The organism is Pseudomonas sp. MF09156, from assembly GCF_059862305.1.
This window is the reverse complement of sequence record NZ_JCBCUR010000002.1, coordinates 551,407-578,216: the sequence shown is the minus strand read 5'-3', so window position 1 is coordinate 578,216 and position 26,810 is coordinate 551,407. Positions and strand designations below refer to the sequence as shown.

General features: G+C 60.7%; 24 protein-coding genes. 15 read left to right on the top strand and 9 right to left on the bottom strand.

All coding sequences use genetic code 11. The annotated features are described in order from the left end of the window. Positions 1–123 precede the first annotated feature (123 nt). The 9 genes from betA (at position 124) to yccS (ending at position 13,480) form a co-directional block, all read left to right on the top strand. Positions 124–1,824, top strand: coding sequence for a choline dehydrogenase (betA, locus tag AC19YY_RS08480; protein WP_170042181.1), 1,701 nt, complete (start codon positions 124–126; stop codon positions 1,822–1,824). 246 nt (positions 1,825–2,070) lie between these two features. Beyond that, the gene (locus AC19YY_RS08475; RefSeq protein WP_029297314.1) at positions 2,071–2,766 is read left to right on the top strand and encodes an RraA family protein; all 696 of its coding nucleotides are present in this window, start codon (positions 2,071–2,073) and stop codon (positions 2,764–2,766) included. Between the two features lie 127 nt (positions 2,767–2,893). Next, entirely contained in the window at positions 2,894–4,336 is a 1,443-nt protein-coding gene (locus tag AC19YY_RS08470; RefSeq protein ID WP_500604053.1) for a TldD/PmbA family protein, read from the top strand. Continuing rightward, the gene (locus tag AC19YY_RS08465) at positions 4,336–5,652 is read left to right on the top strand and encodes a TldD/PmbA family protein (RefSeq protein WP_169953659.1); all 1,317 of its coding nucleotides are present in this window, start codon (positions 4,336–4,338) and stop codon (positions 5,650–5,652) included. Before AC19YY_RS08470 ends, AC19YY_RS08465 begins: the two co-directional genes overlap by 1 nt. 256 nt (positions 5,653–5,908) lie before the next feature. Then, complete coding sequence (locus AC19YY_RS08460; protein WP_169953657.1) at positions 5,909–6,799, top strand: alpha/beta fold hydrolase; 891 nt, start codon at positions 5,909–5,911, stop codon at positions 6,797–6,799. Between the two features lie 36 nt (positions 6,800–6,835). Beyond that, positions 6,836–8,263, top strand: coding sequence for a multidrug transporter subunit MdtD (mdtD, locus tag AC19YY_RS08455; RefSeq protein WP_169953655.1), 1,428 nt, complete (start codon positions 6,836–6,838; stop codon positions 8,261–8,263). A gap of 130 nt (positions 8,264–8,393) precedes the next feature. After that, positions 8,394–9,731 (top strand): ATP-dependent RNA helicase DbpA, encoded by a 1,338-nt coding sequence (gene dbpA / locus AC19YY_RS08450; RefSeq protein ID WP_232545553.1) that lies wholly within the window; start codon positions 8,394–8,396, stop codon positions 9,729–9,731. Positions 9,732–9,894: 163 nt separating this feature from the next. After that, entirely contained in the window at positions 9,895–11,073 is a 1,179-nt protein-coding gene (locus tag AC19YY_RS08445) for an aminoacetone oxidase family FAD-binding enzyme (protein ID WP_169953653.1), read from the top strand. A 223-nt stretch (positions 11,074–11,296) separates the two neighbouring features. Further along, positions 11,297–13,480, top strand: coding sequence for a YccS family putative transporter (gene yccS / locus AC19YY_RS08440; protein WP_169953651.1), 2,184 nt, complete (start codon positions 11,297–11,299; stop codon positions 13,478–13,480). 87 nt (positions 13,481–13,567) lie between these two features. On the opposite strand, the gene AC19YY_RS08435 is transcribed toward yccS, so the two are convergent. Continuing rightward, positions 13,568–14,305 carry a substrate-binding periplasmic protein gene (locus AC19YY_RS08435; protein WP_169953649.1) on the bottom strand — a complete coding sequence of 246 codons (738 nt, stop codon included), beginning with the start codon at positions 14,303–14,305 and terminating at the stop codon, positions 13,568–13,570. A 255-nt stretch (positions 14,306–14,560) separates the two neighbouring features. Between AC19YY_RS08435 and AC19YY_RS08430 the strand changes: the two genes are divergently transcribed. Next, a complete protein-coding gene (locus AC19YY_RS08430) occupies positions 14,561–15,013 on the top strand; it encodes a GNAT family N-acetyltransferase (protein ID WP_169953647.1) in 453 nt (150 codons plus the stop codon). A gap of 96 nt (positions 15,014–15,109) precedes the next feature. Here the strand turns inward: AC19YY_RS08430 and AC19YY_RS08425 are convergent, their stop codons facing one another. From AC19YY_RS08425 to AC19YY_RS08415, 3 genes are read right to left on the bottom strand one after another with little or no spacing between them, the layout of a single operon-like run. Further along, positions 15,110–15,406 (bottom strand): winged helix-turn-helix domain-containing protein, encoded by a 297-nt coding sequence (locus AC19YY_RS08425; RefSeq protein ID WP_169953646.1) that lies wholly within the window; start codon positions 15,404–15,406, stop codon positions 15,110–15,112. A 17-nt stretch (positions 15,407–15,423) separates the two neighbouring features. Continuing rightward, a complete protein-coding gene (locus AC19YY_RS08420; protein WP_169953644.1) occupies positions 15,424–15,930 on the bottom strand; it encodes a M48 metallopeptidase family protein in 507 nt (168 codons plus the stop codon). Between the two features lie 42 nt (positions 15,931–15,972). Beyond that, positions 15,973–18,093: a putative bifunctional diguanylate cyclase/phosphodiesterase gene (locus AC19YY_RS08415; protein WP_169953642.1), complete on the bottom strand. Its 2,121-nt coding sequence runs from the start codon at positions 18,091–18,093 to the stop codon at positions 15,973–15,975. A 319-nt stretch (positions 18,094–18,412) separates the two neighbouring features. On the opposite strand from AC19YY_RS08415, the gene AC19YY_RS08410 reads away from it, so the two are divergent. The 5 genes from AC19YY_RS08410 to AC19YY_RS08390 all read left to right on the top strand — a co-directional run bounded on the left by AC19YY_RS08410 (position 18,413) and on the right by AC19YY_RS08390 (position 22,393). After that, the gene (locus tag AC19YY_RS08410; RefSeq protein ID WP_169953640.1) at positions 18,413–19,078 is read left to right on the top strand and encodes a polysaccharide lyase family 7 protein; all 666 of its coding nucleotides are present in this window, start codon (positions 18,413–18,415) and stop codon (positions 19,076–19,078) included. A 131-nt stretch (positions 19,079–19,209) separates the two neighbouring features. Further along, complete coding sequence (gene alr / locus AC19YY_RS08405) at positions 19,210–20,439, top strand: alanine racemase (protein WP_169953638.1); 1,230 nt, start codon at positions 19,210–19,212, stop codon at positions 20,437–20,439. A gap of 318 nt (positions 20,440–20,757) precedes the next feature. Continuing rightward, positions 20,758–21,015, top strand: coding sequence for a hypothetical protein (locus AC19YY_RS08400; protein ID WP_169953636.1), 258 nt, complete (start codon positions 20,758–20,760; stop codon positions 21,013–21,015). A 374-nt stretch (positions 21,016–21,389) separates the two neighbouring features. Further along, positions 21,390–21,659, top strand: coding sequence for a hypothetical protein (locus AC19YY_RS08395; protein WP_169953634.1), 270 nt, complete (start codon positions 21,390–21,392; stop codon positions 21,657–21,659). A gap of 272 nt (positions 21,660–21,931) precedes the next feature. After that, positions 21,932–22,393 (top strand): hypothetical protein, encoded by a 462-nt coding sequence (locus AC19YY_RS08390; protein ID WP_500604052.1) that lies wholly within the window; start codon positions 21,932–21,934, stop codon positions 22,391–22,393. A 120-nt stretch (positions 22,394–22,513) separates the two neighbouring features. On the opposite strand, the gene fba is transcribed toward AC19YY_RS08390, so the two are convergent. From fba to epd, 5 genes are all read right to left on the bottom strand, one after another. Continuing rightward, positions 22,514–23,578: a class II fructose-bisphosphate aldolase gene (gene fba / locus AC19YY_RS08385; RefSeq protein ID WP_029297347.1), complete on the bottom strand. Its 1,065-nt coding sequence runs from the start codon at positions 23,576–23,578 to the stop codon at positions 22,514–22,516. A gap of 279 nt (positions 23,579–23,857) precedes the next feature. Further along, positions 23,858–24,193 carry an MliC family protein gene (locus AC19YY_RS08380; RefSeq protein WP_169953630.1) on the bottom strand — a complete coding sequence of 112 codons (336 nt, stop codon included), beginning with the start codon at positions 24,191–24,193 and terminating at the stop codon, positions 23,858–23,860. A 60-nt stretch (positions 24,194–24,253) separates the two neighbouring features. Beyond that, positions 24,254–24,475, bottom strand: coding sequence for a hypothetical protein (locus AC19YY_RS08375; RefSeq protein ID WP_169953628.1), 222 nt, complete (start codon positions 24,473–24,475; stop codon positions 24,254–24,256). A 29-nt stretch (positions 24,476–24,504) separates the two neighbouring features. Beyond that, positions 24,505–25,668: a phosphoglycerate kinase gene (locus AC19YY_RS08370; RefSeq protein WP_169953626.1), complete on the bottom strand. Its 1,164-nt coding sequence runs from the start codon at positions 25,666–25,668 to the stop codon at positions 24,505–24,507. Then, on the bottom strand, positions 25,665–26,750 hold the full coding sequence (gene epd / locus AC19YY_RS08365) for an erythrose-4-phosphate dehydrogenase (protein ID WP_169953624.1): 1,086 nt from the start codon (positions 26,748–26,750) through the stop codon (positions 25,665–25,667). Before epd ends, AC19YY_RS08370 begins: the two co-directional genes overlap by 4 nt. Positions 26,751–26,810 lie beyond the last annotated feature (60 nt).

Sequence of the window (26,810 nt, the reverse complement as noted above, 5' to 3'; positions counted from 1 at the left end):
CTACCGCCAATCGCCCGCAAGCGGGCTCCTACAAGAATTGCGCACGACCTGTAGGAGCCGGCTTGCCGGCGATCGAGGGCAACGCCCTCGCCTGACCTGACCATCTCCAAAGAGGGTGCATTTATGTCCCAAGAATACGACTACATCATTGTGGGTGCCGGTTCCGCCGGTAACACCCTGGCGACCCGTCTGACCGAAGACGAAGGCGTCACCGTCCTGCTGCTGGAAGCCGGCGGCCCGGACTACCGTTTCGATTTCCGTACCCAGATGCCCGCCGCCCTGGCGTTCCCGCTGCAAGGCCGCCGCTACAACTGGGCCTATGAAACCGATCCAGAGCCACACATGGACGGCCGCCGCATGGAATGTGGGCGCGGCAAGGGCCTGGGTGGCTCGTCGCTGATCAACGGCATGTGCTACATCCGTGGCAACGCCATGGACTACGACAACTGGTCGAAGCTGCCAGGCCTGGAAGACTGGAGCTACCTCGACTGCCTGCCGTATTTCCGCAAGGCCGAAACCCGCGACATCGGCCCTAACGACTACCACGGTGGCGAAGGTCCGGTCAGCGTGACCACGCCTAAAGCCGGGAATAACCCGCTGTTCCACGCCATGGTTGAAGCCGGCGTGCAGGCCGGTTACCCGCGTACCGAGGACTTGAACGGCTACCAGCAAGAAGGCTTCGGCCCGATGGACCGTACCGTGACGCCCAAAGGCCGTCGCGCCAGTACCGCCCGTGGCTACCTGGACACCGCCAAGAAACGTTCGACCCTGACCATCGTCACCCATGCCCTGACCGACAAAGTGTTGTTCGAAGGCAAGCGTGCGGTCGGCGTGCGTTACCTGATCGGTGCCGCCGAAGAACGTGTTGAAGCCCGCGCGCGCAAGGAAGTGCTGGTGTGCAGCGGCGCCATCGCTTCGCCGCAATTGCTGCAACGCTCCGGTGTAGGCCCGGCCAAACTCCTGGAAAGCCTCGACATCCCGGTGGTCCACGACCTGCCAGGCGTCGGTGAAAACCTGCAGGACCACCTGGAGCTGTATCTGCAATACGCCTGCACCCAGCCGGTCTCGCTGTACCCGTCGCTGCTCTGGTACAACCAGCCGGCCATTGGTGCCGAATGGCTGTTCAACGGCACCGGCATCGGCGCCAGCAACCAGTTCGAGGCGGGCGGTTTTATCCGTACCCGTGAAGAATTCGAATGGCCGAACATCCAGTACCACTTCCTACCGGTCGCGATTAACTACAACGGCAGCAACGGTGTGAAAGAGCACGGCTTCCAGGCGCACATGGGCTCCATGCGTTCGCCGAGCCGTGGCCGTGTGCAAGTGAAGTCGAAGAACCCACGGGACTACCCGAGCATCCTCTTCAACTACATGGCCACCGAGCAGGACTGGCAAGAGTTTCGCGATGGCATCCGCCTGACCCGTGAAATCATGCAGCAGCCGGCACTGGACCCGTACCGTGGCCGCGAGATCAGCCCGGGCATCGACGTGCAAACCGACGAGCAACTGGACAAGTTCATCCGCGAACACGCCGAAACCGCGTTCCACCCCTCCTGCTCGTGCAAGATGGGCACCGACGAAATGGCCGTGGTCGATGGCGAAGGCCGCGTGCATGGCATGCAGGGCCTGCGGGTGGTCGATGCATCGATCATGCCGATCATCACCACCGGCAACCTGAACGCGCCAACCATCATGATCGCCGAGAAAATCGCCGACAAGATGCGTGGCCGCCAGTTGCCGCGCAGCACCGCGGACTACTACGTGGCCGGCGATGCGCCAGTGCGTGGCAAGCCGTTGCGTGAAGTGGGTCCGACCGCGCGGTAAGCGTTACACCGCGGCGCTCCTATCGCAGGCAAGCCAGCTCCCACATTTGAATGTATTCACCCATCAAAATGTGGGAGGGGGCTTGCTCCCGATGAGGCCCGCCCAGCCAACACACATCTTCCCAGACTCTTCCTACACTGCCCCGCCCTTGATCCCACCCCCCGCGCCGGCCTAATCTAGTCCCTCGCGCAAACGTTTCACCTTCCTACCGACACGCCGGCTTCTGCCTGGCCACGAGGCTTTCTCATGTTTGATGTCGTTTCTTCGAGCAAATGGCCTACCGGCTTCCTGATCAATCCAAACGTTGAACCGCTGGACCCGAAATGGCTGAAGGAATTCAGCAAGATTCCGGCCGCGGCCGTCAGCGACTGCCTGGGCCGTAACGTCGGTGGCCTGGGCCTGAAGGCCTTCCACGGCAATGCACCGATGCTCGGCAGCGCGCTGACCGTGCGAGTGCGCCCCGGTGACAACCTGATGATTCTCAAAGCCATGCAAATGGCCCGCCCGGGCGATGTGCTGGTGATCGACGGCAGCGCCGACCTGACCCGTGCGGTGTTCGGCGGCATCATGCGCGCCATGGCCCTGAAGGCCGGTATTGTCGGGGTGGTGATCAACGGCGCCCTGCGCGACCTCGACGAATGGCAGACCGGCGAACTGCCAGCCTACGCCATCGGCGGCGTGCATCGTGGCCCGAGCACTGACGGCGGCGGCGAGATCAACGTACCGATCTCCTGCGCCGGCATGCTGGTAGCGCCTGGCGACCTGATGATCGGCGACGGCGACGGCGTGGTCGCCGCCTCGCGCAGCGAACTGCCGGAATTGCTGGTGCGCTGCCATGACCTGCTGGCCCGCGAGAAAGCCACACTGGCCGCCATCGAAGCCGGCACCCTGGACCCTGATCGCTTTGACGCGATTTTGCGCGCCAAGGGTTGCCCGGTCTAAAGCCAAGGCAAAAGCATCGCAGGCAAGCCAGCTCCCACATTTTGATTTGTGAACACATTCAAAAGGTGGGAGCTGGCTTGCCCGCGATGGGGCCCTCAAAGCCATCACCGCCCACAAGGAAGGCCCCATGTTCGACAAACACCCGCAACTCAAACAACATTTCGCCGCCCTGCGCACCCGCGCCGAGTTCTTTTCCCTGCGCTACGTGCGCGAGTCTGGCCAGTACCTGTCGGTGCGCAAGAACGTTGCCGAACCGCCACACCTGAGCCGCGACGAAGGCGCCATGCTCACCGTGCGCCTCAACGGGGTCGAAGCCTACGCGGCCACGAATGATATTTCCCTGACCGGCCTGCAAGCCGCCCTCGAGCGTGCCGAGCAGCAAGCCCGGCGGATCAGGCCCCACGCCCTGCTCGACCTGCGCGACCAGCCGGTGTCCAGCGACGTCGCCGACTATCTGTCGCCAGAACTCGACCAACCCTTCCCGTCCCTGAGCGACTGCTACCAACTGCTCGGCGCCGAATCGGCCGCCGTGCCCAAGGACGAGCGCCTGGTGAACTGGGAGGTCAGCCTGGGCACCACCCGCGTTGAACAGATTTACCTCAACAGCGCCGGCGCCGAGTTGCGCCAGGCCCAGCGCTTTGTGTTCCCCGGCGTCAACGTGACCGCCTACGACGGCAACGACAGCCAGACCCGCACCCTGGGTGGCAGCAACTTTGGCCAGCAAGGTGGCTTTGATGTGATCAGCCGCTTCGGCCTGATAGGTGCTGCACCCCGAATTGCCGACGAGGCCCTGCAACTGCTGCTGGCCCCCAACACGCCCCAAGGCCCGCGCGATCTGCTGCTGATGCCCGACCAGATGATCCTGCAGATCCACGAGTCCATCGGCCACCCGCTGGAGCTGGACCGCATTCTCGGCGACGAGCGCAATTACGCCGGCACCAGCTTCGTCAAGGCCAGCGACTTCGGGCACCTGCAATACGGCTCCAACCTGCTGAACGTGACCTTTGACCCCGACATTCCCGAGCAACTGGCCAGCTACGCCCATGACGATGACGGCACGCCCGCCAACAAGCAGTTCCTGATCCGTAACGGCCTGCTGCTCAAGCCCCTGGGCGGGGCGCTGTCGCAATACCGCTCGGGCATGGGCGGCGTGGCCAACAGCCGCGCCAGCAGTTGGAACCGCGCGCCCATCGACCGCATGGCCAACCTCAATATCGAGGCCGGCGACCAGAGCCTGGGGCAACTGATCGGCGGCATCGAGCACGGCATCCTGATGTCGACCAACCGTTCCTGGTCCATCGATGATGCGCGCAACAAGTTCCAGTTCGGCTGCGAATGGGGCCAGTTGATCGAGAATGGCGAACTCAAGGGCGTGGTGAAGAACCCCAACTACCGGGCGATTTCCGCGCAGTTCTGGCGCAAGCTCAGCGCCGTGGGCGATGCCAGTACCTTCAGGGTGCTGGGCACGCCCAACTGTGGCAAGGGCGAGCCGAACCAGGTGATCCGCGTCGGCCATGCGTCGCCGGCGTGTGTCTTCAGTGATGTGGATGTGTTTGGGGGAGACGCCTGATGAAGGCTTTCAAGGACCTGGTGGAGTGGCTCAAGCGGGCCATCACCGAAGGGGAACAGTTTCATCTGGACTACGCGGCGGAGTCGTCCGAATTCGTGCGTTTCAACCACGCCAAGGTGCGCCAGGCCGGCCAGGTACAGCAGGCCAGTGTCAACCTCAAGCTGATCAACGATGGCCGGCACGCCGACCTCGGTATCACCCTGGCCGGAGACCCCGAGGTGGACCGCCAGCGCCTGGCCGAGGGCCTGCAGCAACTGCGCGAAACCTTGCCCTTGCTGCCCAAGGATCCTTACCTGCTGCTCAATCACACGGCCTGGCAAAACAGCAGCGAGCAGGCTCAGGCGCTGCCGGACCTCGATCAGGTCCTGGGCGAAATCAGCCAGGGCGCCCAAGGTTTCGACCTGGTCGGCATTTATGCCGCCGGGCCGATCAGCCGTGGGTTCGCCAGCTCGTCGGGGGCTTTTGGCTGGCATCAGGCCAATAGTTTCAACTTTGACTTCAGCCTGTTCCATGCCAATGGCGAGGCGGTCAAGGCCAGCTACGCCGGCGATGCCTGGGACAGCGCGGCCTTTGCCCAGCGCTTGCAGCAAGCCCGCGAACAACTGGAGTTCCTTGGCCGGCCCTTGCACACCCTGGCGCCCGGTCAATACCGCGCGTACCTGGCACCGGCGGCCATGGAAGAAATCATCGGCATGCTCGCCTGGGGTGGTTTTTCTGCGCAGGCCATCGCCAGCAAGGGCAGCCCGTTGCAGCGCCTGTATGCCGGCGACCAGGCACTGAGCCCGCTGGTGGGCATGAGCGAACAGATCACGGCCTCCCTGAGCCCGGCGTTCTCCCGTGACGGCTACCCGCGCAGCGACGTGACCTTGATCGCCAATGGCCAGGCGCAAGGGCAACTGGTCAACTCGCGCAGCGCCGCCGAATACGGCTTGAGCACCAACGGCGCCAGCGCCGATGAGTCCCCCAGCGCCTTGCAGATGGCCGCCGGCAGCCTGGCCCAGGCCGATATCCTCAAGCAACTGGGCACCGGCCTGTACATCAGCAACCTGTGGTACCTGAACTACTCCGACCAACCGGCGGCGCGCCTGACGGGCATGACCCGCTTCGCCACGTTCTGGGTGCAAGACGGTGAGATCAAGGCGCCGGTCAGCACCATGCGTTTTGACGATAGCGTCTACCAACTGCTGGGCTCACAGTTGGAAGCGCTGACTGCCGAGCGCGAGTTGTTGCTGTCGGCCAGCACCTATGGCGAGCGTAATACCTCGTCCAACCTGCTGCCCGGCGCGCTGGTAAAACGTCTGACCCTGACCTTGTAAACGCCCGGCTTGGCGGCGATGGCGGCCAGACGATCGCCGTCAGGCTCCCGGGCCTGATCGCCGGCAAGCCGGCTCCTACAGGGGAATGCCCTGGGTTCTGATGAACCGTCCCTTGCCGCACCCCGTTGGTTGGCGGGCTGTTGTCGACACTCCAAAACCTCGTTATAACGGTTGGTGGCATCCCGCCACCTTTCAACCCGCTTGCGCGCAAGCGATGCATGACCTCGCCCGGGATAGGGCGAGCCGGAGCGTTGACATGTACCAAGGAAGTTTTGTCATTGATAAGTTGTTCAAGCACTACAACGTTCACGTAGAGCAACTGGGTAACGATCCGCAACGCAAGACCGTGCTGTTGGTCAACGGCGCGCTGTCCACCACCCGCTCATTCGCCCGCACCAGCAAGTGCCTGGCCGAGCATTTCAATGTGTTGATGTTCGACTTGCCGTTTTCCGGTTATTCGCGCCCCCACAACACCGATCTGGACCTGGTGACCAAGGACGACGAAGTCGAGATCCTGCGGGCGCTGGTGGAGCGTTTCCAGGTCAACCACCTGGTGTCGGCCTCCTGGGGTGGCATCTCGACCCTGCTGACCCTGGCGCGCAACCCGCCTTCTATCGAAAGCTCGGTGGTGATGGCCCTGGCGCCCAATCTCAACCAGGCGATGCTCGAATACGTGGAGCGCGTGCGGGTGCTGATCGAGGCCGATGACAAGTCCGCCGTCGGCCACCTGCTCAATGAAACAGTCGGCAAATTCCTCTCCAGCCGGCTCAAGCGCAATAACCATCGGCACCTGTCGACCATGGCCACCACCGAATACCGCCAGGCGCGCTTTCATATTCATCAGGTGCTGGCCCTGGGCGATGGCAACTACCTGCCGCAATTGCGCCAGATCGAAACCCCGGTGCATTTTCTCAACGGCACCCTGGACGAATACACCCCGGCCAATGAAGCCCAACTGTTCAAGCAGTACGTGGGCCGCAGCAGCTTCGCCAGCGCCGAGCACACCGGCCATTTGCTCGACCTGGAGTCGCGGGAGGCGGCGCTGGCGGTGCACCGGGCGTTGATCGATTTCCTGGTGGGTAAAGACGTTCCCCTGTCAGATATAGACGAACCGCCAGTGGGAAAACCGGCGGAGGTTAGCGCATAATCGGCAACACATAGCCTGCTAACAAAAAGGGATCCCATGCCCAATCGTGTCGTGCTCGATGCCAAGACTGCCCGCTGGTTGCCCTGGGTGGTCGCGATTGCCTTCTTCATGCAGTCGCTCGACGGCACGATTCTCAACACGGCACTGCCCGCCATGGCCGAGGATCTGGCGGAAAACCCGCTGCGCATGCAGGGCGTGATCATCGCCTACATGCTCACCGTGGCCCTGCTGATCCCGGCCTCGGGCTGGATCGCCGACCGTTTCGGTACCAAGAAGATTTTCTTTGGCGCGATCATGCTGTTCAGCATCGGCTCGCTGCTGTGCGCCCTGTCCAGCAGCCTGACCATGCTGGTGGGCGCGCGGGTGATCCAGGGCCTGGGCGGTGCGCTGATGCTGCCGGTCGGCCGGCTGGTGGTGCTGCGCGCCTACCCGCGCTCGGAGCTGGTGCGGATCATGGGCTTTATCACCATCCCCGGCCTGCTCGGCCCCTTGCTCGGCCCGACCATGGGCGGCTGGATGGTGCAATACCTGACCTGGCACTGGATCTTCCTGATCAACCTGCCGGTGGGCATGATCGGCTGCTACGCCGTGTGGAAGTTCATCCCCGACCTGCGCGGCAGCGAGCGAACACGCTTCGACAGCCTGGGCTTTTTGCTGTTTGGCGCGGCGATGGTGCTGATCACCATTGCCATGGAAGGCCTGGGTGAGCTGCACTTGCCGCATTTGCGCGTGATGTTGCTGCTGTTCGGCGGCATGGCGTGCCTGGCGGCCTACTGGCTGCGCGCCGGGCATATCGAAAACCCACTGTTCTCGCCGGTGCTGTTCAAGACCCGGACCTTTGCCGTGGGCATTCTCGGCAACCTGTTCGCGCGCCTGGGCAGCGGCGCCCTGCCGTTTCTCGTACCGCTGTTGTTGCAGATCGCCCTGGGCTATTCGCCGTCCCAGGCGGGGATGAGCATGTTGCCCCTGGCGGCGGCGGCCATGCTCGCCAAGTCCATCGCCCGGCCGCTGATCGAACGCCTGGGCTATCGCATCGTGCTCACCGGCAACACCCTGGCGCTGGGGATCATGCTGGCGAGCATGGGCCTGGTCAGCGAGCAGACGCCGTACCCGCTGCTGCTGGCAATGCTCGCAGTGCTGGGGGCGATCAACTCCCTGCAATTTACCGCGATGAACACCGTGACCCTGATCGACCTCGACGACGCCCAGGCCAGCAGCGGCAACAGCCTGCTGTCAGTGGTGGCGCAACTGGCCCTGAGCCTGGGGGTGGCCTGTGCCGGTGCCCTGCTTGGCGGGTTTACTGCCGAAGCCGGTAACGATGGGGTCAACACCGTACTTGAGGCATTCCAGTTGACGTTCCTCACCGTGGGCATCATGGCGATGCTGGCGGCGGCGATCTTCCTGCAATTGTCGCCAAAAGACGGCAAACGGGTGGTCAGCCGCGAGCACGACATTGAGCATTAAGCAGCGACTCGTCTAGAACTTGCAGGGAAATTCCCACGGGGCTGGTACACTGCGCGACATTTTGTTTTGCAGAGCCAGTCCCGTGACCACCATCGCCACCGCTTTTAATACTTTGCCGCTCTCCGCCGCCATGCTGGCTAACCTCGACTCGCTGGGTTATGCCGAGATGACGCAGATCCAGGCGCAAAGCTTGCCGGTGATCCTCAAGGGGCTGGACCTGATCGCCCAGGCCAAGACCGGCAGCGGCAAGACCGCTGCCTTTGGTATCGGCCTGCTGAACCCGATCAACCCGCGCTACTTCGGTTGCCAGGCCCTGGTGATGTGCCCGACCCGCGAGCTGGCAGACCAGGTGGCCAAGGAAATCCGTCGCCTGGCCCGCGCCGAAGACAACATCAAGGTGCTGACCCTGTGCGGCGGCGTGTCCCTCGGCCCGCAGATCGCCTCCCTGGAACATGGCGCCCACGTCATCGTCGGCACCCCTGGCCGTATCCAGCAACACCTGCGCAAGGGTTCGCTGGTGCTGGACGGCTTGAACACGCTGATCCTCGATGAAGCCGACCGCATGCTCGACATGGGTTTCTACGACGCCATCGAAGACATCATCAGCAAGACCCCGGCCCGTCGCCAGACCCTGTTGTTCTCGGCCACCTACCCGGTGAGCATCAAGCAACTGGCGTCCAAATTCATGCGCGCGCCGCAGCAGGTCAAGGCCGAAGCGTTCCACTCCGATGAGCAGATCGAGCAGCGTTTCTACGAAATCTCCCCGGAAGAACGCATGGACGCGGTGACCAAGGTGCTGTCGCACTTCCGTCCGGCCTCTTGCGTGGCCTTCTGCTTTACCAAGCAGCAAGTGCAGGAAACCGTGGATCACCTGACCGCCAAGGGCATTTCTGCGGTCGGCCTGCATGGCGACCTGGAACAGCGCGACCGTGACCAGGTGCTGGCGATGTTCGCCAACCGCAGTACTTCGGTACTGGTGGCCACCGACGTGGCGGCCCGTGGCCTGGACATCGACTCGCTGGACATGGTGATCAACGTCGAACTGGCCCGCGATTCGGAAATCCACATCCACCGCGTCGGCCGTACCGGTCGTGCCGGTGAGACCGGGATCGCCATCAGCCTGGTGGCACCGTCCGAGGCGCACCGCGCCCAGGCCATCGAACTGCTGCAAAAGGCCCCGCTGAACTGGGACCAACTGAGCAACCTCAAGTCCCAGGGCGGCGCGCCGCTGCTGCCGGTGATGAGCACGTTGTGCATTGCTGCCGGCCGTAAAGACAAGGTCCGCCCAGGTGACATCCTTGGCGCGCTGACCGGTGAAGCCGGGATTCCGGGCGCCCAGGTCGGCAAGATCGCGATCTTTGACTTCCAGGCCTACGTGGCGGTGGAGCGCAGCGTCGCCAAGCAGGCGTTGCAGCGCTTGAACGACGGCAAAATCAAGGGCCGTTCGTTGCGCGTACGGATCCTGTAAGCACACCGCGTTCCTGTTGAAGGAACCGAATCAATGTGGGAGCCGGGCTTGCCCGCGATGCAGGCGACTCGGTCTGACAGATTGACCGAGTTGATGCCATCGCAGGCAAGCCAGCTCCCACAGTTGATTGCATTTCAAATCAGGTTTTTGTGAGGACATTGCTGTGCGCTCGACCGAAGTTGTGATCATTGGCGCTGGCGCCGCAGGCTTGATGTGCGCGCTGACCGCCGCCGGGCGTGGGCGCAAGGTGATGCTGATCGACCATGCGAACAAGGCCGGCAAGAAGATCCTGATGTCCGGCGGTGGCCGCTGTAACTTCACCAACATGTACACCGAGCCGGCCAACTTCCTCTCGCACAATGCGCACTTCTGCAAATCCGCCCTGGCCCGCTACACCCAGTGGGATTTCATCGCCTTGGTGGCCAAGCATGGCGTGCCGTACCACGAGAAAAAACTCGGTCAGCTGTTCTGCGATAACAAATCCAGCGACATCCTCGGCATGCTGCTCGACGAATGCATCCAGACCGGCGTGAGCCTGCACCTGGACACCTCGATCCAGGAGATCGCCAGGCTCGACAGCGGCTACCAACTGCAAACCACCCTCGGCGAGTTGCGCTGCGAATCCCTAGTGATTGCCACCGGCGGCCTGTCGATTCCGACCCTGGGCGCCACCGGCTTTGGTTATCAGGTTGCCAGGCAGTTCGGTCATGAACTGCTGCCAACCCGCGCAGGCCTGGTGCCGTTTACCATCACCGATCAGCTCAAGGAGCTGTGTGGCGAGCTGTCCGGCACCTCGGTCGATTGCCTGGTCAGCTGCAACGAGCAGAGCTTTCGCGAGAACATTCTGTTTACCCATCGCGGCCTGAGCGGGCCGGCGATTTTGCAGATTTCCTCGTACTGGGAGCCCGGCGACACGGTTGAGATCAACCTGCTGCCCGACCACGACGCCCACGCCTGGCTGCAACAGCAACAGGCCGAGCGCCCCAACAGCGAGCTCAAGACCCTGCTGGGCGAGATCTTCACCAAGAAGATGGCCAACCTGCTGGCCGAGACGTGGTTTGTGTCCAAGCCGATGAAGCAGTACACCCACGCCGAACTCGCGGACATCGCCACCCGGCTGGGCTGCTGGCAATTGGTCCCGGCCGGCACCGAAGGCTACCGCACCGCCGAAGTCACCCTGGGCGGGGTGGATACGCGGGAAGTGTCGTCCAAGACCATGGAATCGCTGAAAAGCCCCGGCCTGTATTTTATCGGCGAAGTGCTGGACGTGACCGGGCACCTGGGCGGCTTCAACTTCCAGTGGGCCTGGGCTTCGGGGTATGCGGCGGCGCAGTACGCCTGAACCAAGGATCTACTCGATCAAACTGTAGGAGCCGGCTTGCCGGCGATAGCGGTGTATCAGTGCCCCATTTGCCGGTTGACCCACCGCTATCGCCGGCAAGCCAGCTCCTACAGTTGATTGCGGTGCGTGGGATATTTTTTGCTTATGAATGTGATCGCCACGCTTGCCGTGGCGTCATTACTGGCTCAATTTAGCGGCATCGTCCCGGAAGACCCCAGACTTCATGTCCTCGACCTCGTTCAAGCAGTCCATGCGGCGCCTTTGGGCACTGGATAAGTTCAGTTACAGCGTACGGGTGTTTATCGCCCTCACCGGCAGCATGGCGCTGTGCTGGTATCAGGATGAAATGTCGCTGCTGATCCCGCTGTTCCTGGGGATTATCGCCAGCGCCCTGGCCGAGACCGATGACAGCTGGCAGGGCCGCCTCAATGCGCTGGCGGTAACGCTGGTGTGTTTCAGCGTGGCGGCGCTGTCGGTGGAGTTGCTGTTTCCCTACCCGTGGATTTTTGCCATCGCCATCGCCCTGGCGAGTTTTTGCCTGACCATGCTCGGCGCGTTGGGCGAGCGTTATGGGGCGATAGCCTCGGCCACCTTGATCCTGTCGGTCTACACCATGATCGGCGTGGACCAGCGCGGCGGTGCCGTCACCGACTTCTGGCACGAGCCTTTGCTGCTGGTGGCCGGTGCCGCCTGGTACGGCGCACTGTCGGTGCTGTGGCAGGCAATGTTTTCCAACCAGCCGGTGCAACAGAGCCTGGCCCGGCTGTTTCGCGAGCTGGGGCGTTACCTCAAGCTCAAGTCATCGTTGTTCGAGCCTATTCGCCAGCTGGACGTAGAAGCGCGGCGCCTGGAGCTGGCGCAACAAAATGGCCGGGTGGTGGCGGCGCTCAATGCGGCCAAGGAAATCATCCTGCACCGTGTCGGCAATGGCCGGCCGGGGTCCAAGGTCAGCCGCTACCTCAAGCTGTACTTCCTGGCCCAGGACATCCACGAGCGCGCCAGCTCCTCCCACTACCCCTACAACGCCCTGGCCGAGGCGTTCTTCCACAGCGATGTGCTGTTCCGCTGCCAGCGCCTGCTGCGCCAGCAAGGCAAGGCCTGCCAGGCCCTCGCCGAGTCGATCCAGTTGCGCCAGCCATTCGTCTACGACGACAGCTTCGCCGAGGCCCTGGGCGACCTGAACGCCTCCCTCGAACACCTGCGCATCCAGAGCAACCCGGCCTGGCGCGGGCTGCTGCGTTCGTTGCGCGCGCTGGCGGCCAACCTGTCGACCCTCGACCGCCTGCTCAGTGACGCCAGCAACCCCGACAGCCTGGCAGATGCCAGCGACAGCAGCCTGCTGGACCGTTCGCCGCGCAACCTCAAGGAAATGTGGACGCGCCTGCGTACCCAACTGACCCCGACTTCGCTGCTGTTCCGTCACGCCCTGCGCCTGCCGCTGGCGCTGAGTGTCGGCTACGGCATGGTGCATTTGATCCACCCGTCCCAGGGCTACTGGATCATCCTCACCACCCTGTTTGTCTGCCAGCCCAACTACGGCGCTACGCGGCGCAAGCTCGGCCAGCGGATCGTCGGCACAGCCATCGGCCTGACAGTGGCCTGGGCGCTGTTCGATCTGTTCCCCAGCCCCCTGGTGCAATCGATGTTCGCCATCGCCGCCGGGCTGGTGTTCTTTATCAACCGCACCACCCGCTACACCCTGGCCACTGCGGCCATTACCCTGATGGTGCTGTTCTGCTTCAACCAGGTGGGCGATGGCTACGGGCTGTTCCTGCCGCGCTTGTTCGATACCCTGCTCGGCAGCCTGATCGCCGGGCTGGCGGTGTTCCTGTTCCTGCCGGACTGGCAAGGCCGGCGCCTGAACAAAGTGCTGGCCAACACCCTGACCTGCAACAGCATCTACCTGCGCCAGATCATGCAGCAATATGCCGCCGGCAAGAGCGACGACCTGGCCTACCGCCTGGCCCGGCGCAATGCACACAACGCCGACGCCGCGCTGTCCACCACCCTGGCCAATATGCTGATGGAGCCTGGGCATTTCCGTAAGGAAGCCGACGTAGGCTTCCGCTTCCTGGTGCTGTCCCACACCTTGCTCAGTTACCTCTCGGGGCTTGGCGCGCACCGCGATACCCAACTGCCAGCAGACGTGCGCGAGCACCTGATCGAAGGCGCGGGCAAGACCCTCGCCACGAGCATCGACGAAATCGCCACGGGGCTGGCGAACAAGCAGCCGATCGCGGTGCAAAGCGATGCCGAGGAAGCGCTGGCGGTGGAGCTGGAGCAGATGCCGGATGAGATCGACGAAGCACAGCGCCTGGTGCAAACGCAGTTGGGGTTGATCTGTCGGCAGTTGGGGCCGCTGCGTACCTTGGCGGCGCATTTGATCAAGGAAACCAGTGCGGCTTAGGCCGTCATCGCAGGTGAGCCAGCGCCTACCTTTGAAATGCATTCCCATGTGGGAGCTGGCTTGCCTGCGATGAGGCCCTGAAGACCACTACATCCCATGCTGTTTGAGCAGTCGCGCATAACTGCCATCAACTTTCATCCGGGCAATCTCCCGATCAAACCCGGCAACAATCTGCTCATGCCTGGGGTTTTTCAGGCTGACCAGAATATGCAGGCTGTTCTCACTCAAGGGCTTAGGCAAAAACTCCACCGCACTGCGCACCCTGGGTGATTCCCGCGCCAGGTAAAAGCGCGCGACATATTCGTCCTCGACCGTCAGCCGCACCCGCCGGGCCGCGAGCATGCGCACGGCCATGGCGAAGTTATGCACCGGGACTTTTTGCAGTTGGGGATCGGCATCGAACTCGGCCGAATAGGCGTAGCCGCGTACCACGGCGACGGGATAGTCGTGCAGTTGCTGCAGGTTCTGGAACTCGATGGAATCGTCGCGGCGCTTGATAAAACGCACGCGGTTGAGCAGGTACTCGGCGGAAAACTGCCCCAACTGCGTGCGCGCCTCGTCGTACCAGGCATTGATCAGTACGTCATAACGCCCGTCGCCTACACCCATCAGCGCCCGCGCCCAAGGCACCTGCTCGAAATCACTGGCATAGCCGGCACGCGCCAGGGCAGTGCTGACGATATCGGTGGCCAGGCCTCCATTGACCAGGGTCGCATCGGTAAACGGCGGCCACGCATCCGCCACCAGGCGCAAGCGTTCCGCGGCCACCGTGGGGGCCAGCAACAGCAATACGATCAAAGCAACGGCACGAGACAATCGCAGCATGCTTAATGTCCTTGCACAGCGGGCAGTTCCTTGCGGGCGATGACGCCTGGCGGGAATCCTTCCAGGTTCTGACTTTAGCTTATCGCTCGCGGTGTACCGCAGATTACACAAAGAACCCGGCCGCGAAAGCACTCAATGATGGCAAATTGACGTCACTCACAAAAAACGTGGTTTTGCAGGTGTTTGCACCACCGCCCAAGACAGTCGCCGGTCAGGGCATTACTATCCAGGCAGGTCTTTATGCGAGATGGAACGATGACTGTCGATTGGGTTTGCAAGCACCACAATGATCTGGGCAAGGAACAGCTCTACGCCATTTTGCGTCTGCGGGCAGCGGTGTTTGTGGTCGAGCAGAAATGCGTCTACCAGGATATCGATGACCAGGACCTGGAGGGCGATACCCACCACCTGATGGCCTGGCAGGACAATCAACTGGTGGCCTACCTGCGCCTGCTCGACCCGGAGCTGCACGGCGGCGACGTGGTGATCGGCCGCGTGCTGGTGGCCGAGGCGGCACGGGGTACCGGCCTGGGGCACGAGATGCTGGAGGAAACCCTCAAGCAGATCGACGATATCTGGCCGCAGACGCCGATCTTTCTCTCAGCCCAGGCGCATTTGCAGGGGTACTACGCAAGATACGGGTTCAAGGTCGAGGGGGAGGAATACCTGGAGGATGAAATTCCGCATATTGGGATGCGGCGCGCTTGAGATCGCCATCGCGGGCAAGCCCGCTCCCACATTTGAACGCAATCAGCCTGTGGGAGCGGGCTTGCCCGCGATAGCGCCAGGCCTGCCAACCCAATTTCAGGGATAACCCAACACCTGCTTGACCTGCACCAGGTTGCGCTCGATCCAGCCACGGTCAATCGCCCCCCAGTCGCGAATCCGATAGTGCCCGGCATGATTGCGGGCGCCCTCTTCCTGCTCGAACTCACAGACGATATCCAGGTCCGCCAACGCGGCGATGGTGTCCTGCGCCGTGCGCCGGGGCATGCCGGTCACCTCGGTCAGCGCCGGGACGCTGCTGGCCAATTGGCTATCGATCAGGTACGCCACATACAGGCGGCGGTAGAAACTGCTCTTGGTCTTGCTGACATCCATGCTCGCTTCCTCTCGATTCAATCCCGCGCCGCGCCTTGCAAGTCGCGATAGGTCAGGTACACCCGCAGGTCGAATTCCACCTGGTGGTAGCCGGGCAACATGTATTCGCAAAGTTTATAGAACGCCTTGTTGTGGTCCGATTCCTTGAAGTGCGCCAGTTCGTGGACAACGATCATCTTCAGGAACTGCGGCGCCGCGTCCTTGAACAACGCGGCGATGCGGATCTCTTTCTTGGCCTTGAGATTGCCGCCCTGCACCCGCGAGATCGTGGTGTGCAGGCCCAGGGCGCGGTGGGTCAGGTCCAGGCGGTTGTCGAACAGCACTTTGTCGATGGCCGGCGCATTGCGCAGGTGCTCCTGCTTCAGGGCCAGGGCGTAGCTGTACAACGCCTTGTCACTTTGCACCCCATGACGCTCGGGGTAGCGCTGTTGCAGGTAGTCGCCCAGTTGATCCTTGGCGATCATTTGGCGCACTTGCTCTTGCAGGGCGGCGGGATAGGCCTGGAGGTATTTCAACGCAGTCATGGGTTCGAACGGCAGGGGCGTGAGGCCGCCAGTGTAGCGAATTCAGCAAGGGCCTGCCCGTAGCGCGAAAAGCTGCGGCCACTGGCAAATATCCTCAGCCGTCAGGGGCGGGGCCACCAGCGGTCCCTGGATAAACTGGCAGCCATTGGCCTGCAGCCAGTGGCATTGCTCCAGGGTTTCCACACCTTCGGCGATCACCAGCAAGCCGAAGTGCCCGCACAGCTCGATAATGCTGCGGGCCAGCGCCGCCTCCCGCGGCGAGCCGAGCACGCGGGCGACCAGGCCGGGGTCGAGCTTGAGCGTGTCGAACTCCAGGTCACGCAGATGCGCCAGGGAGCAGTTGCCCGAACCAAAGTCATCCAAGGCTATGCGCACGCCCAGGCGCCGTAGCTGCTTGAGCTGCTTGATGGACTCTTCAATGTTGTGCATCAGGCTTTCTTCGGCGATTTCCACTTCCAGTTGTCGCCCGTGCAGCCCATGTCGCTCCAGTGCCTGCTGCAGTTGAGCCACCAGGTTGGGCATATTGAACTGGCTGCTGCTCAGGCTCACGCTGAGCACCCAGTCGTCACGCATGACTGGGGCCCAGGCCTGTCGCGCCAATGCCACCTGGTGGTAGATCCAACTGCTGAGCTGGCTAATCAACCGCGCCTCTTCCAGCAAGGGCAGGAACAACCCGGGCGGCACATCGCCAACACTGGGGTGCTGCCAGCGCAACAAAGCTTCGACCCCGCGCAAGTGCCCGTCCACCAGGGACACCTGGGGCTGGTACACCAACGTCACCTGCTTGTTGTCGATGGCCTCGCGCACACTGCTTTCTAGCATCAGGCGCGAGCGGGCCCGGCCGTTCATTTCCTGATCGTAATAGCGATATTGCTGACGCCCTGCCCGCTTGGCTTCGTACATGGCGATGTCGGCGGCGCGCAGCAGGCCAGTGAGATCGCGCCCGCAATCGGGGAAAGTGGCAATGCCGATACTGACCCCCAGCATCACTTCCAGGCCGTCTACCTGCTGGCAGATCGACACTCGCTCGATCAGTTGTTCGGCGAGCTTGGCGGCCTGCTCCGGGTATTGCAGTTCCAGCAACGCGACAAACTCATCCCCCCCAAGGCGGCCAAGAATGTCGCAACTGCGCAGGCACAGCTCCAACTGCTCCGAGACCCAGCGCAGCACCCGGTCGCCGGCGTCGTGCCCCACGGAATCATTGACCCGCTTGAAGCCGTCCAGGTCCATGTACAGCAGCACCGTGGCCAGCTCGCTGCGCTCGTTGCGCAGCAGGATCGTCTCCACGGTCTGGTAAAAACCCCGCCGGTTGAGCAGACCGGTGAGGGGGTCGGTGACGGCCTGGGACTCCAATTGCTGATGCAGGTGCCGTACTTGCGACATGTCCTGCACAGTCACCACCATGGCCTTCTGCTCGCGGGGCAAGGGCGCACAGGACATCGCCACCGGCAGTTGCTGGCCGGGCGCGGTACGCAGGATCGCATCGTGCAGGCGCCAGGTTTCGCCGCGCAGGTAGCCGGCGTATAGCTCGCAGCCGAACCAGTCGGGCATATGGGGTTTTTGCAGGTAGCCGAGGAACGCCCGGCCTTGCAGTTCATCCACCGTGGCATTGAGCAATCGCGAAATAGCCGGGTTGGCGTAGCTGATCACCCCGTCTTCGCCCACCACCAGGATGCCCTCGGCGGCGTTGTCGAGCACCGAGGCATTGAAGGCACGGGCCAGTTCCAGGTCATGACTCAAGCGCTGCAAGGCCCGTCGGTTGCGCTGATGCTCCAGCAAGGCCTGGACCTTGGGCTTGAGGATCTGCGGGTCGAATGGCTTGAACAGGTAGTCGATGGCACCGCTGGCATAGCCTTCCAGCACGGCGGCGGGCGATTGCTCATTGGCACTCAAGAAAATGATCGGAGTCATGCGGGTGCGCTGGCTGCCGCGCATCAAGCGCGCCACTTCGAAGCCGTCCATGCCCGGCATTCGCACATCCAGCAGCACCAGGTCGACGTCACGTTCGAGCAGCAGCCCCAGGGCTTCCTCGCCGGAAGCCGCCGTCACCACCTGCCAGTCGTCGCGCTGCAGGAGCGCGCGCATGCTGATCAGGTTTTCCGGGTAGTCATCGACCACCAGGAGCACTGAACAGCCGTCGGCCGGGGTTGGAACGGATTCCATGCTGCATCTCTTCCTTGTGGGTTCATTCCGGTCATTTTTGCGACAAAACCGGACACTTAATGTGGAGTCACTCTAGCCCTGGATCCAATAAAGCAGAAGGCGCGACGATGCCATCATTGCGCCAAAAGGCCACACAACCGACTAACGGTCAGCGCCTACAGCCCACGGACTACGGGAAAGATGGCTTTTTGACAGACTATTGACGCCAATAAACCGCCTAAAACTTGTTAACAAACAGTTACCAGCCGCTTATAAAGAACGCGCCAATCCACGGGCCAAAGCCTTTTGACCCTTCTTTCGTACAGTAAAGGCGCACCCCATGATTGATCTGTCCACCTGGAACCTGAGCATCCCTGTTGGCACCCCGCCAGCCACCATCGACACCCCCAAGCTGCTCAGTGGTTTCAAAGGCAAATACTTCCAGGCCGAAGGCAGCAGCGTGCAATTCTGGTCCCCGGTGACCGGTACCCGTACCGAAAACGCCATCTACCCGCGCAGCGAACTGCGCGAAACCTATGCCGACGGCCGGCTGCGCAACTGGACCTATCCCGAAGCCGACAATTACCTGCGCGCCACCCTGGCCATCAACCAGGTGCCCTCTTCGGGCAAGATCGTGATCGGCCAGATTCACGCCTATGACAGCCAGAAACCGCTGGTCAAAGTCGAATACCAGTACAAGGAAAAAACCCAGACCGGCAACATCGTCGCCAAGGTGCGCATGCGCCCGGACGACAGCAAGGGCCGGGTAATTATCGTGGCCGAGAATGTGCCCCAGGGGCGCAACTTCACCTACGTCATTCACCTGAACAAGGCTGGCTTGTTGAGCATCGAGGCCGCCAACGGCCAATGGAACGAACGCCTCGGCGCGGCCTGGGGCAAAAAGCCGTTGTACTTCAAGGCCGGTGTGTACGTGCAAGACAACAGTGGCGACAGCAAAGAGGGCGGCAAAGTGACGTTTGCCAAGCTGGATATCGATCACAACTGACAGTCTGATCATTCTCACGACGCTTTAGGACAGAACCGCGACCCTGGGTCTCGACTTTCTTGTAGGACAATTCGAGTATGGCGCCGCGCACGCGCAATGCTTACCTATAAGAAAGTCATGGAGACTCATCAATGCCCTTCACTCGCACCCTACTCGCCCTGTCCATGGGCATGGTTCTGCTGCAAAACCCGGCCTTCGCGGCCCCGCCGTTGTCGATGACCGACGGGGTGGCCCAGGTCAATATCCAGGACAGCAACGCCTGGGTTGAGATCAGCAAAGCCGCGTTTGAACACAACATCCGCACCCTGCAAACCAGCCTCGCCGACAAGTCGAAAATCTGCGCCGTGCTCAAGGCCGACGCCTACGGCCACGGCATTGGCCTGCTGATGCCATCGGTGATCAAGCTCGGCGTGCCTTGCGTGGGCGTGGCCAGCAATGAAGAAGCCCGCGTGGTACGCGAAAGCGGCTTCAAGGGCCAACTGATCCGCGTGCGCACCGCCGCCCTGAGCGAACTGGAAGCGGCGCTGCCATACAACGTCGAAGAGCTGGTGGGCAACCTCGACTTCGCCGTGCGCGCCAGCCTGATCGCCGAGCATCACGGCCGCCCGCTGGTTGTGCACCTGGGCCTGAACTCCAGTGGCATGAGCCGCAACGGCGTGGAAATGACCACCGCCCAGGGCCGCCGCGACGCCGTAGCCATCACCAAGGTGCCAAACCTGGAGGTGAAGGCGATCATGACCCACTTCGCCGTCGAAGACGCCGCCGACGTACGCGCCGGCCTCAAGGCCTTCAACGAGCAGGCCAACTGGCTGATCAACGTCGCCCAACTGGACCGCAGCAAAATCACCCTGCACGCCGCCAACTCCTTCGCCACCCTGGAAGTGCCCGAGTCCCGCCTGGACATGGTGCGCCCTGGCGGCCTGCTGTTCGGCGACACCGTGCCGTCGTTTACCGAATACAAGCGGGTGATGCAGTTCAAGTCCCACGTGGCCTCGGTCAACAGCTACCCCAAGGGCAACACCGTCGGCTATGACCGCACCTACACCCTGGCGCGTGATTCGAAACTGGCAAACATCACCGTGGGCTATTCCGACGGCTATCGCCGGGCGTTCACCAACAAAGGCATCGTGCTGATCAATGGCCATCGCGTGCCGGTGGTGGGCAAGGTGTCAATGAACACGCTGATGGTGGATGTGACGGACGTGCCGACCGTGAAGAGCGGCGATGAGGTGGTGTTGTTTGGCAAGCAGGGGAATGTGCAGACGACCCAGGCGGAGGTAGAGGATATTAACGGGGCGTTGTTGGCGGACCTTTATACGGTGTGGGGTAATTCCAATCCCAAGGTTCTGGTCGATCAATAAACTACAGCAACCCTGTGGGTTGATACTTTCAAATCCTGCCCACAAAAAACCCGCATCTCTGCGGGTTTTTTATTAATACCTAAAGCTTAGTTAACCCTGTTATTAATTTTAAATACCACTTCAAATTTACCGCTCTCACACAACTTACATTTCCTAATAACAACCATTCCAAAAAAATCTAAAAAACTGTCATTTCTTACAGATGAAAGCAACAGTTAACGCCCCTATCATTCTCCTCGCACCACCCAGGAAGGGTGAAGCTGGAAACCGGGATTTATCTAATTCACCCACCAACTTTATTTAATAAAGGAATATGCAATGACCATTTCAATCAACTATGCACAAAGCACTTCAACCGGGACCATTACCGTCGGTGGTACAGGCGCAGCACCAAATACTGTTCTAAACGTACAGCAAGCCAACACCGGATATCTCTATGGGCAAATGACCTCAAGTTATGATGGTAGTTTTGCTGGAACATTTGCAGGTGTACCTTCAGGCACACGACAAGACTTGACGATCTACGATACAACCATCGGTCGATACACGCCTTACTATTATGTAGACGTCCGATAAGAAGCATCCCTCTGAGCACTATAAAAGCAACCGAAGGAAGCTTGCTCAAACATCGCTACAAAAAAGCCCGCGTCGCTGCGGGCTTTTTCCATTGAGGATAAAGGGGACGGATCTTTTTTGGCACCATTTTTACTGCTATACGTCTACCCGATTACACGGGCGTGGGAGGATCGATGCCCAATCTGGCCAGAGTTGCATTGCCTAAAACCCCGCATCAGATGGTCCAGCGCAGCCATAACAAACAGATCTTATTAACCACAAGTGCAATCACGAAAAAATATAAAAAAGCCACCAATACTGTGAGATTTCACAGTAGAGACAGTTATAAAAAAAAACTACCTTAAGGACTCAGATCAATCCAGATGAGAAAAATCATGAAAAACTCAATCCTTACGAAGTTATTAAATTCAGGAAAAAACCTCACCCCGGCAGCTTTCCTTGCTTGCACCCTAGCGGTGTCTGCTCCAGCCCATGCACAGGAGGATACATACATATGCAATATATCGTTACCTGGCAACCCAATTTCAACTGTCAAAGCAACGTCTGCAAGTGAGGCAGAAAAAAAAGTAAAAGCGGAAATGGCGGGCACCGCCCAAAAAATTTACGGCATAACATCCCTTAATGTTACTTGCGTAAAAAAGTGAACAAGCCATAACGATAAAGAGGGTAAAGGGGACGGATCTGTTAGATTCCATAGAGTACTGACGCCCCATAAGGGTGGGTTAGTTAAATAGATCTGTCCCCATTATCGATATTCTTCCATTTTATCCTCAATAGCGAAAGAGTCTAAAGACTGCAGCTTTTGACAGGTTTAACTTGGTTTTTGTTGGTTTATTTTTGTTGTGTGGTCTTTGGTGATTAAGGATGAGCCACAAAGTGTGTTTATTTCGCTAACATTTAGGTGAGGTTTAAAGTCATGGAATATAATTTTGTACAAGCACCACATGTAGGCACTGCAACTGCAAGGGCTTTGGCTCACCGGGACTTTCTTAAAAATCCTGAAGACTCGACAAAGAAACTTTTTATATCTCTTGGGGGTTGGACACCGGAAGACCCTTTATCTTATGAAGAGACACAAGTGCTTCAGCAGCATGACCAACAATGGGCTGAATTTACTAATCATCATTACTTCTTTGAAGAAACCATCTCAGACGCTCAAAGAATCAGTTATATAGTCGGGCATCGCGGTGGAGACGAGTTTCCAGGCGTTACAGGCGCCGCTAACTATGAGGAACTGGCATCTGGGGTCTTGTCGCAATTAAGAGCCGGTACTTATAAACGAGGAAGTGGTGCTGCATATTCCTTGGCTGATTTTGAAAAAAATGTGAAGGCGAGCAATAAAGGCAAGTTGAAATCAGGATGGTTGCGAAAAGCTTGATTTTTGCTGCGGTTTCGCCTTGTGTTGGCAGGTGTTTCACGCATCTATAAAAAACCCGCAGGTATCAGGCTGCGTTTTCACACAGCCTGAAGAGGCGGGTTTTTTATTAACACCTGAAGCTTAGTTAACCTTGGCGTTCAACTCACCTTTCAAGTACCGCTGGTACATCGCTTCCAACGACACAGGCTTGATCTTCGAAGCATTACCGGCAGTACCGAACGCTTCGTAACGCGCGATACATACATCACGCATCGCAGTCACAGTGGCACCGAAGAACTTACGCGGGTCGAACTCGCTCGGGTTGGTGGCCATCAGGCGACGCATCGCACCGGTGGAAGCCAGGCGCAGGTCGGTGTCGATGTTGACCTTGCGCACGCCGTGCTTGATGCCTTCGACGATTTCTTCAACCGGTACGCCGTAGGTTTCTTTGATGTCGCCGCCGTACTGGTTGATGATCGCCAGCCACTCTTGCGGTACCGAGGAAGAACCGTGCATCACCAGGTGGGTGTTGGGGATGCGTTTGTGGATTTCCTTGATGCGGTCGATGGCCAGTACGTCGCCAGTCGGTGGCTTGGTGAACTTGTAGGCGCCATGGCTGGTGCCGATGGCGATGGCCAGGGCATCGACCTGGGTGCGCTTGACGAAGTCAGCGGCTTCTTCGGGGTCGGTCAGCATCTGGCTGTGATCCAGCACGCCTTCGGCGCCGATGCCGTCTTCTTCACCGGCCATGCCGGTTTCCAGGGAACCCAGGCAGCCCAGCTCACCTTCTACCGACACACCGCAGGCGTGAGCCAGGGCGACGGTTTGTTGGGTGACACGCACGTTGTAGTCGTAGTCGGTCGGGGTCTTGCCGTCTTCACCGAGGGAGCCGTCCATCATTACCGAGCTGAAGCCCAGTTGGATCGAGCGCTGGCACACGTCAGGGCTGGTGCCGTGGTCCTGGTGCATGCACACCGGGATGTGTGGGAATTCTTCGATTGCCGCAAGGATCAGGTGACGCAGGAACGGCGCACCGGCGTATTTGCGGGCACCGGCCGAAGCCTGGACGATCACTGGGGAGTCGGTCTTGTCAGCGGCTTCCATGATGGCGCGCATCTGCTCAAGGTTGTTGACGTTAAAGGCTGGGACGCCGTAGCCGAACTCGGCTGCGTGGTCCAGCATTTGACGCATGCTGATAAGTGCCATTGTGTTGTCTCTCCCGGTCGAGGGTCGTTAATCGTGCAAGCCTGCCGTAGCGGCGGCTGCTATTCAAGTTATTGCAGATCAAGGCGTTGAGCCTTGGCCTGCTGAATCGTTATTGCTACTGGGGCTGACCCAAATTCCAATCTGGAACCGAATCATGTGGGAGCTGGCTTGCCTGCGATCGCGGTGTGCCAGACACCGAATTCGCCAACTGCGCCACCGCTTTCGCGGGCAAGCCCGCTCCCACATTTGGATATCATTTATGTTGAGACCGTGTTCTTTCTATTGGGCCTTGCAGCCCCGGCCGATCAAATCATCGGTGGCCACCCAGTAAACCAGGCCTTCCTCACCTTTGGTGTGAAACGCCAGCCGTTCATTGCTGTACAGCGCGCCGGAGGCCGCCACGTCTTCCTTGAGGCGATAGACCTGGTCGGAGCCGCCGAGGCGCACATCCACCTGCTTGTGGTCGGTATCGACAAACCGCCAGTTCACCTGGGCCTGGCTGTCGCATACCCAGGTGGTCCATGGTGCTTGCTGCGGTTGTGCCTTGTTGAACATGTTCAGGTTGGCACAACCGGCCAGTAGAGCCAGTGCTGCCAGGGCGATAACGCCTTTCATTGCCAATCCTCGAACGGCGGCCTGGGGCCGCCACTGCTGTCGGTTAGTGAATCAGACCCATCAAGGGCAACCCTGTTCCTTACCTTTGGGCGGGGAGTCGTATTTCTCCAGCCCGTCGGGCCCTATGCGCTTGCTGATCACCGGCATGGTTTCAGCCTGCCAGTCGGCCTGGTAGCAGCCCTTGTGCGGCGCAGCCCCCGGTGCCTCTGGCGGCGCCTTGGGCGCGCTGCCGCAGCCGGCCAACAGGCCTGCTGCAATCACCAGCGCGAATGGCTTGATCATGGGAATGCTCCTTTTCCAGACCGCAGGCCTCAGCCCTTGGCTCGACTTTCCAGCACTTCAACGGCTGGCAGCACCTTGCCTTCGACGAACTCAAGGAACGCGCCACCACCGGTAGAAATGTAGGAGATCTGCTCAGCAACGCCATATTTATCGATGGCCGCCAGGGTGTCGCCACCGCCGGCAATGGAGAATGCCGAACTTTCGGCAATTGCCTTGGCCAGCACTTTGGTGCCGTTGCCGAACTGGTCGAACTCGAACACACCCACCGGGCCGTTCCACAGGATAGTCCGGGAGGCTTTCAGCAGCTCAGCGAAGTTCGCAGCAGTTTGTGGGCCGATGTCCAGGATCATGTCGTCTGCCGCCACGTCGGCGATCAGCTTGACGGTCGCTTCGGCGCTTTCAGCGAATTCCTTGGCCACTACCACGTCCACCGGCAGTGGCACGCTGACCTTGGCCGCGATGGCGCGGGCAGTGTCCAGCAGGTCCGGCTCGTACAGGGATTTGCCTACCGGATGGCCAGCGGCCGCCAGGAAAGTGTTGGCAATGCCGCCGCCAACGATCAACTGGTTGCAGATCTGGCTCAGGCTGTTGAGCACGTCCAGCTTGGTCGACACCTTGGAGCCCGCCACGATGGCGGCCATTGGCTGGGCCGGTGCGCCCAGGGCCTTGCCCAGTGCGTCCAGCTCGGCAGCCAGCAACGGGCCAGCAGCGGCCACCTTGGCGAACTTGGCTACGCCATGGGTCGAACCCTCGGCGCGGTGCGCGGTGCCGAACGCATCCATCACGAACACGTCACACAGCGCAGCATATTGCTGGGCCAGTTCGTCGCTGTTCTTTTTCTCGCCCTTGTTGAAACGCACGTTTTCGAACAGCACGATGTCGCCGGCCTTGACGTCGACGCCGCCCAGGTAATCAGCCACCAGCGGCACTTCGCGGCCCAGGGCCTTGCTCAGGTAATCGGCTACAGGCTTGAGGCTATTTTCGGCGGAGAACTCACCTTCGGTCGGACGACCCAGGTGGGAGCAGACCATTACGGCCGCGCCTTTTTCCAGGGCCAGCTTGATGGTCGGCAGCGAGGCAAGGATGCGCGCATCGCTGGTGACCACACCGTCCTTGACTGGGACGTTGAGGTCTTCGCGGATCAATACGCGCTTACCTTGCAGATCGAGGTCGGACATCTTCAACACGGTCATGGTCGCAGTTCCTGAATTGCTTGATTTTGAAAGGCTGATTTTGCAGAAGCGATGTGCAGATAATGTTCCGCAACATCCAGCATGCGGTTGGCAAAGCCCCATTCGTTATCGAACCAGGCCAGGATGTTCACCAGCCTCGGGCCGGAAACACGGGTCTGGCTGGCATCGACGATGGCCGAATGCGGGTCATGGTTGAAATCACAACTGGCGTGGGGCAACTCGGTGTAGGCCAACAGGCCTTTGAGCGGGCCGCTGGTGGCGGCGTCGCGCAAGATCCGGTTGACCTCGCCGGCGTCGGTGTCACTGACGGTTTGCATGGTGATATCCAGGCACGACACGTTCACCGTCGGCACGCGCACTGCTTTGGCCTGGATTCGCCCGGCAAGTTCCGGCAGCAGGCGTTCGATACCGCGGGCCAGGCCGGTGGACACCGGAATCACCGACTGGAACGCCGAACGGGTGCGGCGCAGGTCTTCATGGTGGTAGGCGTCGATCACCGGCTGGTCGTTCATCGCCGAGTGAATGGTGGTGATCGACACATATTCCAGGCCAATTGCCTGGTCCAGCAGACGCAACAGCGGCACGCCGCAGTTGGTGGTGCAGGAGGCGTTGGACACCAGCAACTCGTCACCGGTCAGGCAGTCCTGGTTGACACCGTAGACGATGGTGGCGTCGACATCCGCCTCGCTGGCCATCGGCTGGGAAAACAGCACGCGCGGCGCACCGGCGTCGAGGAATCGCTGGCCATCGGCACGGGTGTGGTAGGCACCGGAGCATTCCAGCACCAGGTCGACGCCCAGCGCCGCCCAGTCGATGCCCTCGGGCGTGGCACTGCGCAAAACTTTCACGCAGTTGCCATTGATATGCAGACAATCGCCGTCGATCCGCACTTCGCCGGGGAACCGGCCGTGGGTGGAGTCGAAGCGTGTCAGGTATTCGATGCTGGCCATGTCGGCCAGATCGTTGATTGCGACAATTTCAAACCCGGCCGCCGCCCCTCGCTCGAACAGCGCACGCAAGACGCAACGACCAATCCGGCCGTAGCCGTTGAGTGCAACTTTGTAGGGACGGGGTTCAGGCATGGGGTTCTCGATCAATATGTTCCATCGCTATCGCGGGCAAGCCCGCTCCCACATTAGACC

Coding starts and splice junctions, on each gene's coding strand:
- betA (WP_170042181.1), top strand. CDS start 124: ATGTCCCAAGAATACGACTACATCATTGTGGGTGCCGGTTCCGCCGGT.
- AC19YY_RS08475 (WP_029297314.1), top strand. CDS start 2,071: ATGTTTGATGTCGTTTCTTCGAGCAAATGGCCTACCGGCTTCCTGATC.
- AC19YY_RS08470 (WP_500604053.1), top strand. CDS start 2,894: ATGTTCGACAAACACCCGCAACTCAAACAACATTTCGCCGCCCTGCGC.
- AC19YY_RS08465 (WP_169953659.1), top strand. CDS start 4,336: ATGAAGGCTTTCAAGGACCTGGTGGAGTGGCTCAAGCGGGCCATCACC.
- AC19YY_RS08460 (WP_169953657.1), top strand. CDS start 5,909: ATGTACCAAGGAAGTTTTGTCATTGATAAGTTGTTCAAGCACTACAAC.
- mdtD (WP_169953655.1), top strand. CDS start 6,836: ATGCCCAATCGTGTCGTGCTCGATGCCAAGACTGCCCGCTGGTTGCCC.
- dbpA (WP_232545553.1), top strand. CDS start 8,394: ATGCTGGCTAACCTCGACTCGCTGGGTTATGCCGAGATGACGCAGATC.
- yccS (WP_169953651.1), top strand. CDS start 11,297: ATGTCCTCGACCTCGTTCAAGCAGTCCATGCGGCGCCTTTGGGCACTG.
- AC19YY_RS08435 (WP_169953649.1), bottom strand. CDS start 14,305: ATGCTGCGATTGTCTCGTGCCGTTGCTTTGATCGTATTGCTGTTGCTG.
- AC19YY_RS08430 (WP_169953647.1), top strand. CDS start 14,561: ATGACTGTCGATTGGGTTTGCAAGCACCACAATGATCTGGGCAAGGAA.
- AC19YY_RS08425 (WP_169953646.1), bottom strand. CDS start 15,406: ATGGATGTCAGCAAGACCAAGAGCAGTTTCTACCGCCGCCTGTATGTG.
- AC19YY_RS08420 (WP_169953644.1), bottom strand. CDS start 15,930: ATGACTGCGTTGAAATACCTCCAGGCCTATCCCGCCGCCCTGCAAGAG.
- AC19YY_RS08415 (WP_169953642.1), bottom strand. CDS start 18,093: ATGGAATCCGTTCCAACCCCGGCCGACGGCTGTTCAGTGCTCCTGGTG.
- AC19YY_RS08410 (WP_169953640.1), top strand. CDS start 18,413: ATGATTGATCTGTCCACCTGGAACCTGAGCATCCCTGTTGGCACCCCG.
- alr (WP_169953638.1), top strand. CDS start 19,210: ATGCCCTTCACTCGCACCCTACTCGCCCTGTCCATGGGCATGGTTCTG.
- AC19YY_RS08400 (WP_169953636.1), top strand. CDS start 20,758: ATGACCATTTCAATCAACTATGCACAAAGCACTTCAACCGGGACCATT.
- AC19YY_RS08395 (WP_169953634.1), top strand. CDS start 21,390: ATGAAAAACTCAATCCTTACGAAGTTATTAAATTCAGGAAAAAACCTC.
- AC19YY_RS08390 (WP_500604052.1), top strand. CDS start 21,932: ATGGAATATAATTTTGTACAAGCACCACATGTAGGCACTGCAACTGCA.
- fba (WP_029297347.1), bottom strand. CDS start 23,578: ATGGCACTTATCAGCATGCGTCAAATGCTGGACCACGCAGCCGAGTTC.
- AC19YY_RS08380 (WP_169953630.1), bottom strand. CDS start 24,193: ATGAAAGGCGTTATCGCCCTGGCAGCACTGGCTCTACTGGCCGGTTGT.
- AC19YY_RS08375 (WP_169953628.1), bottom strand. CDS start 24,475: ATGATCAAGCCATTCGCGCTGGTGATTGCAGCAGGCCTGTTGGCCGGC.
- AC19YY_RS08370 (WP_169953626.1), bottom strand. CDS start 25,668: ATGACCGTGTTGAAGATGTCCGACCTCGATCTGCAAGGTAAGCGCGTA.
- epd (WP_169953624.1), bottom strand. CDS start 26,750: ATGCCTGAACCCCGTCCCTACAAAGTTGCACTCAACGGCTACGGCCGG.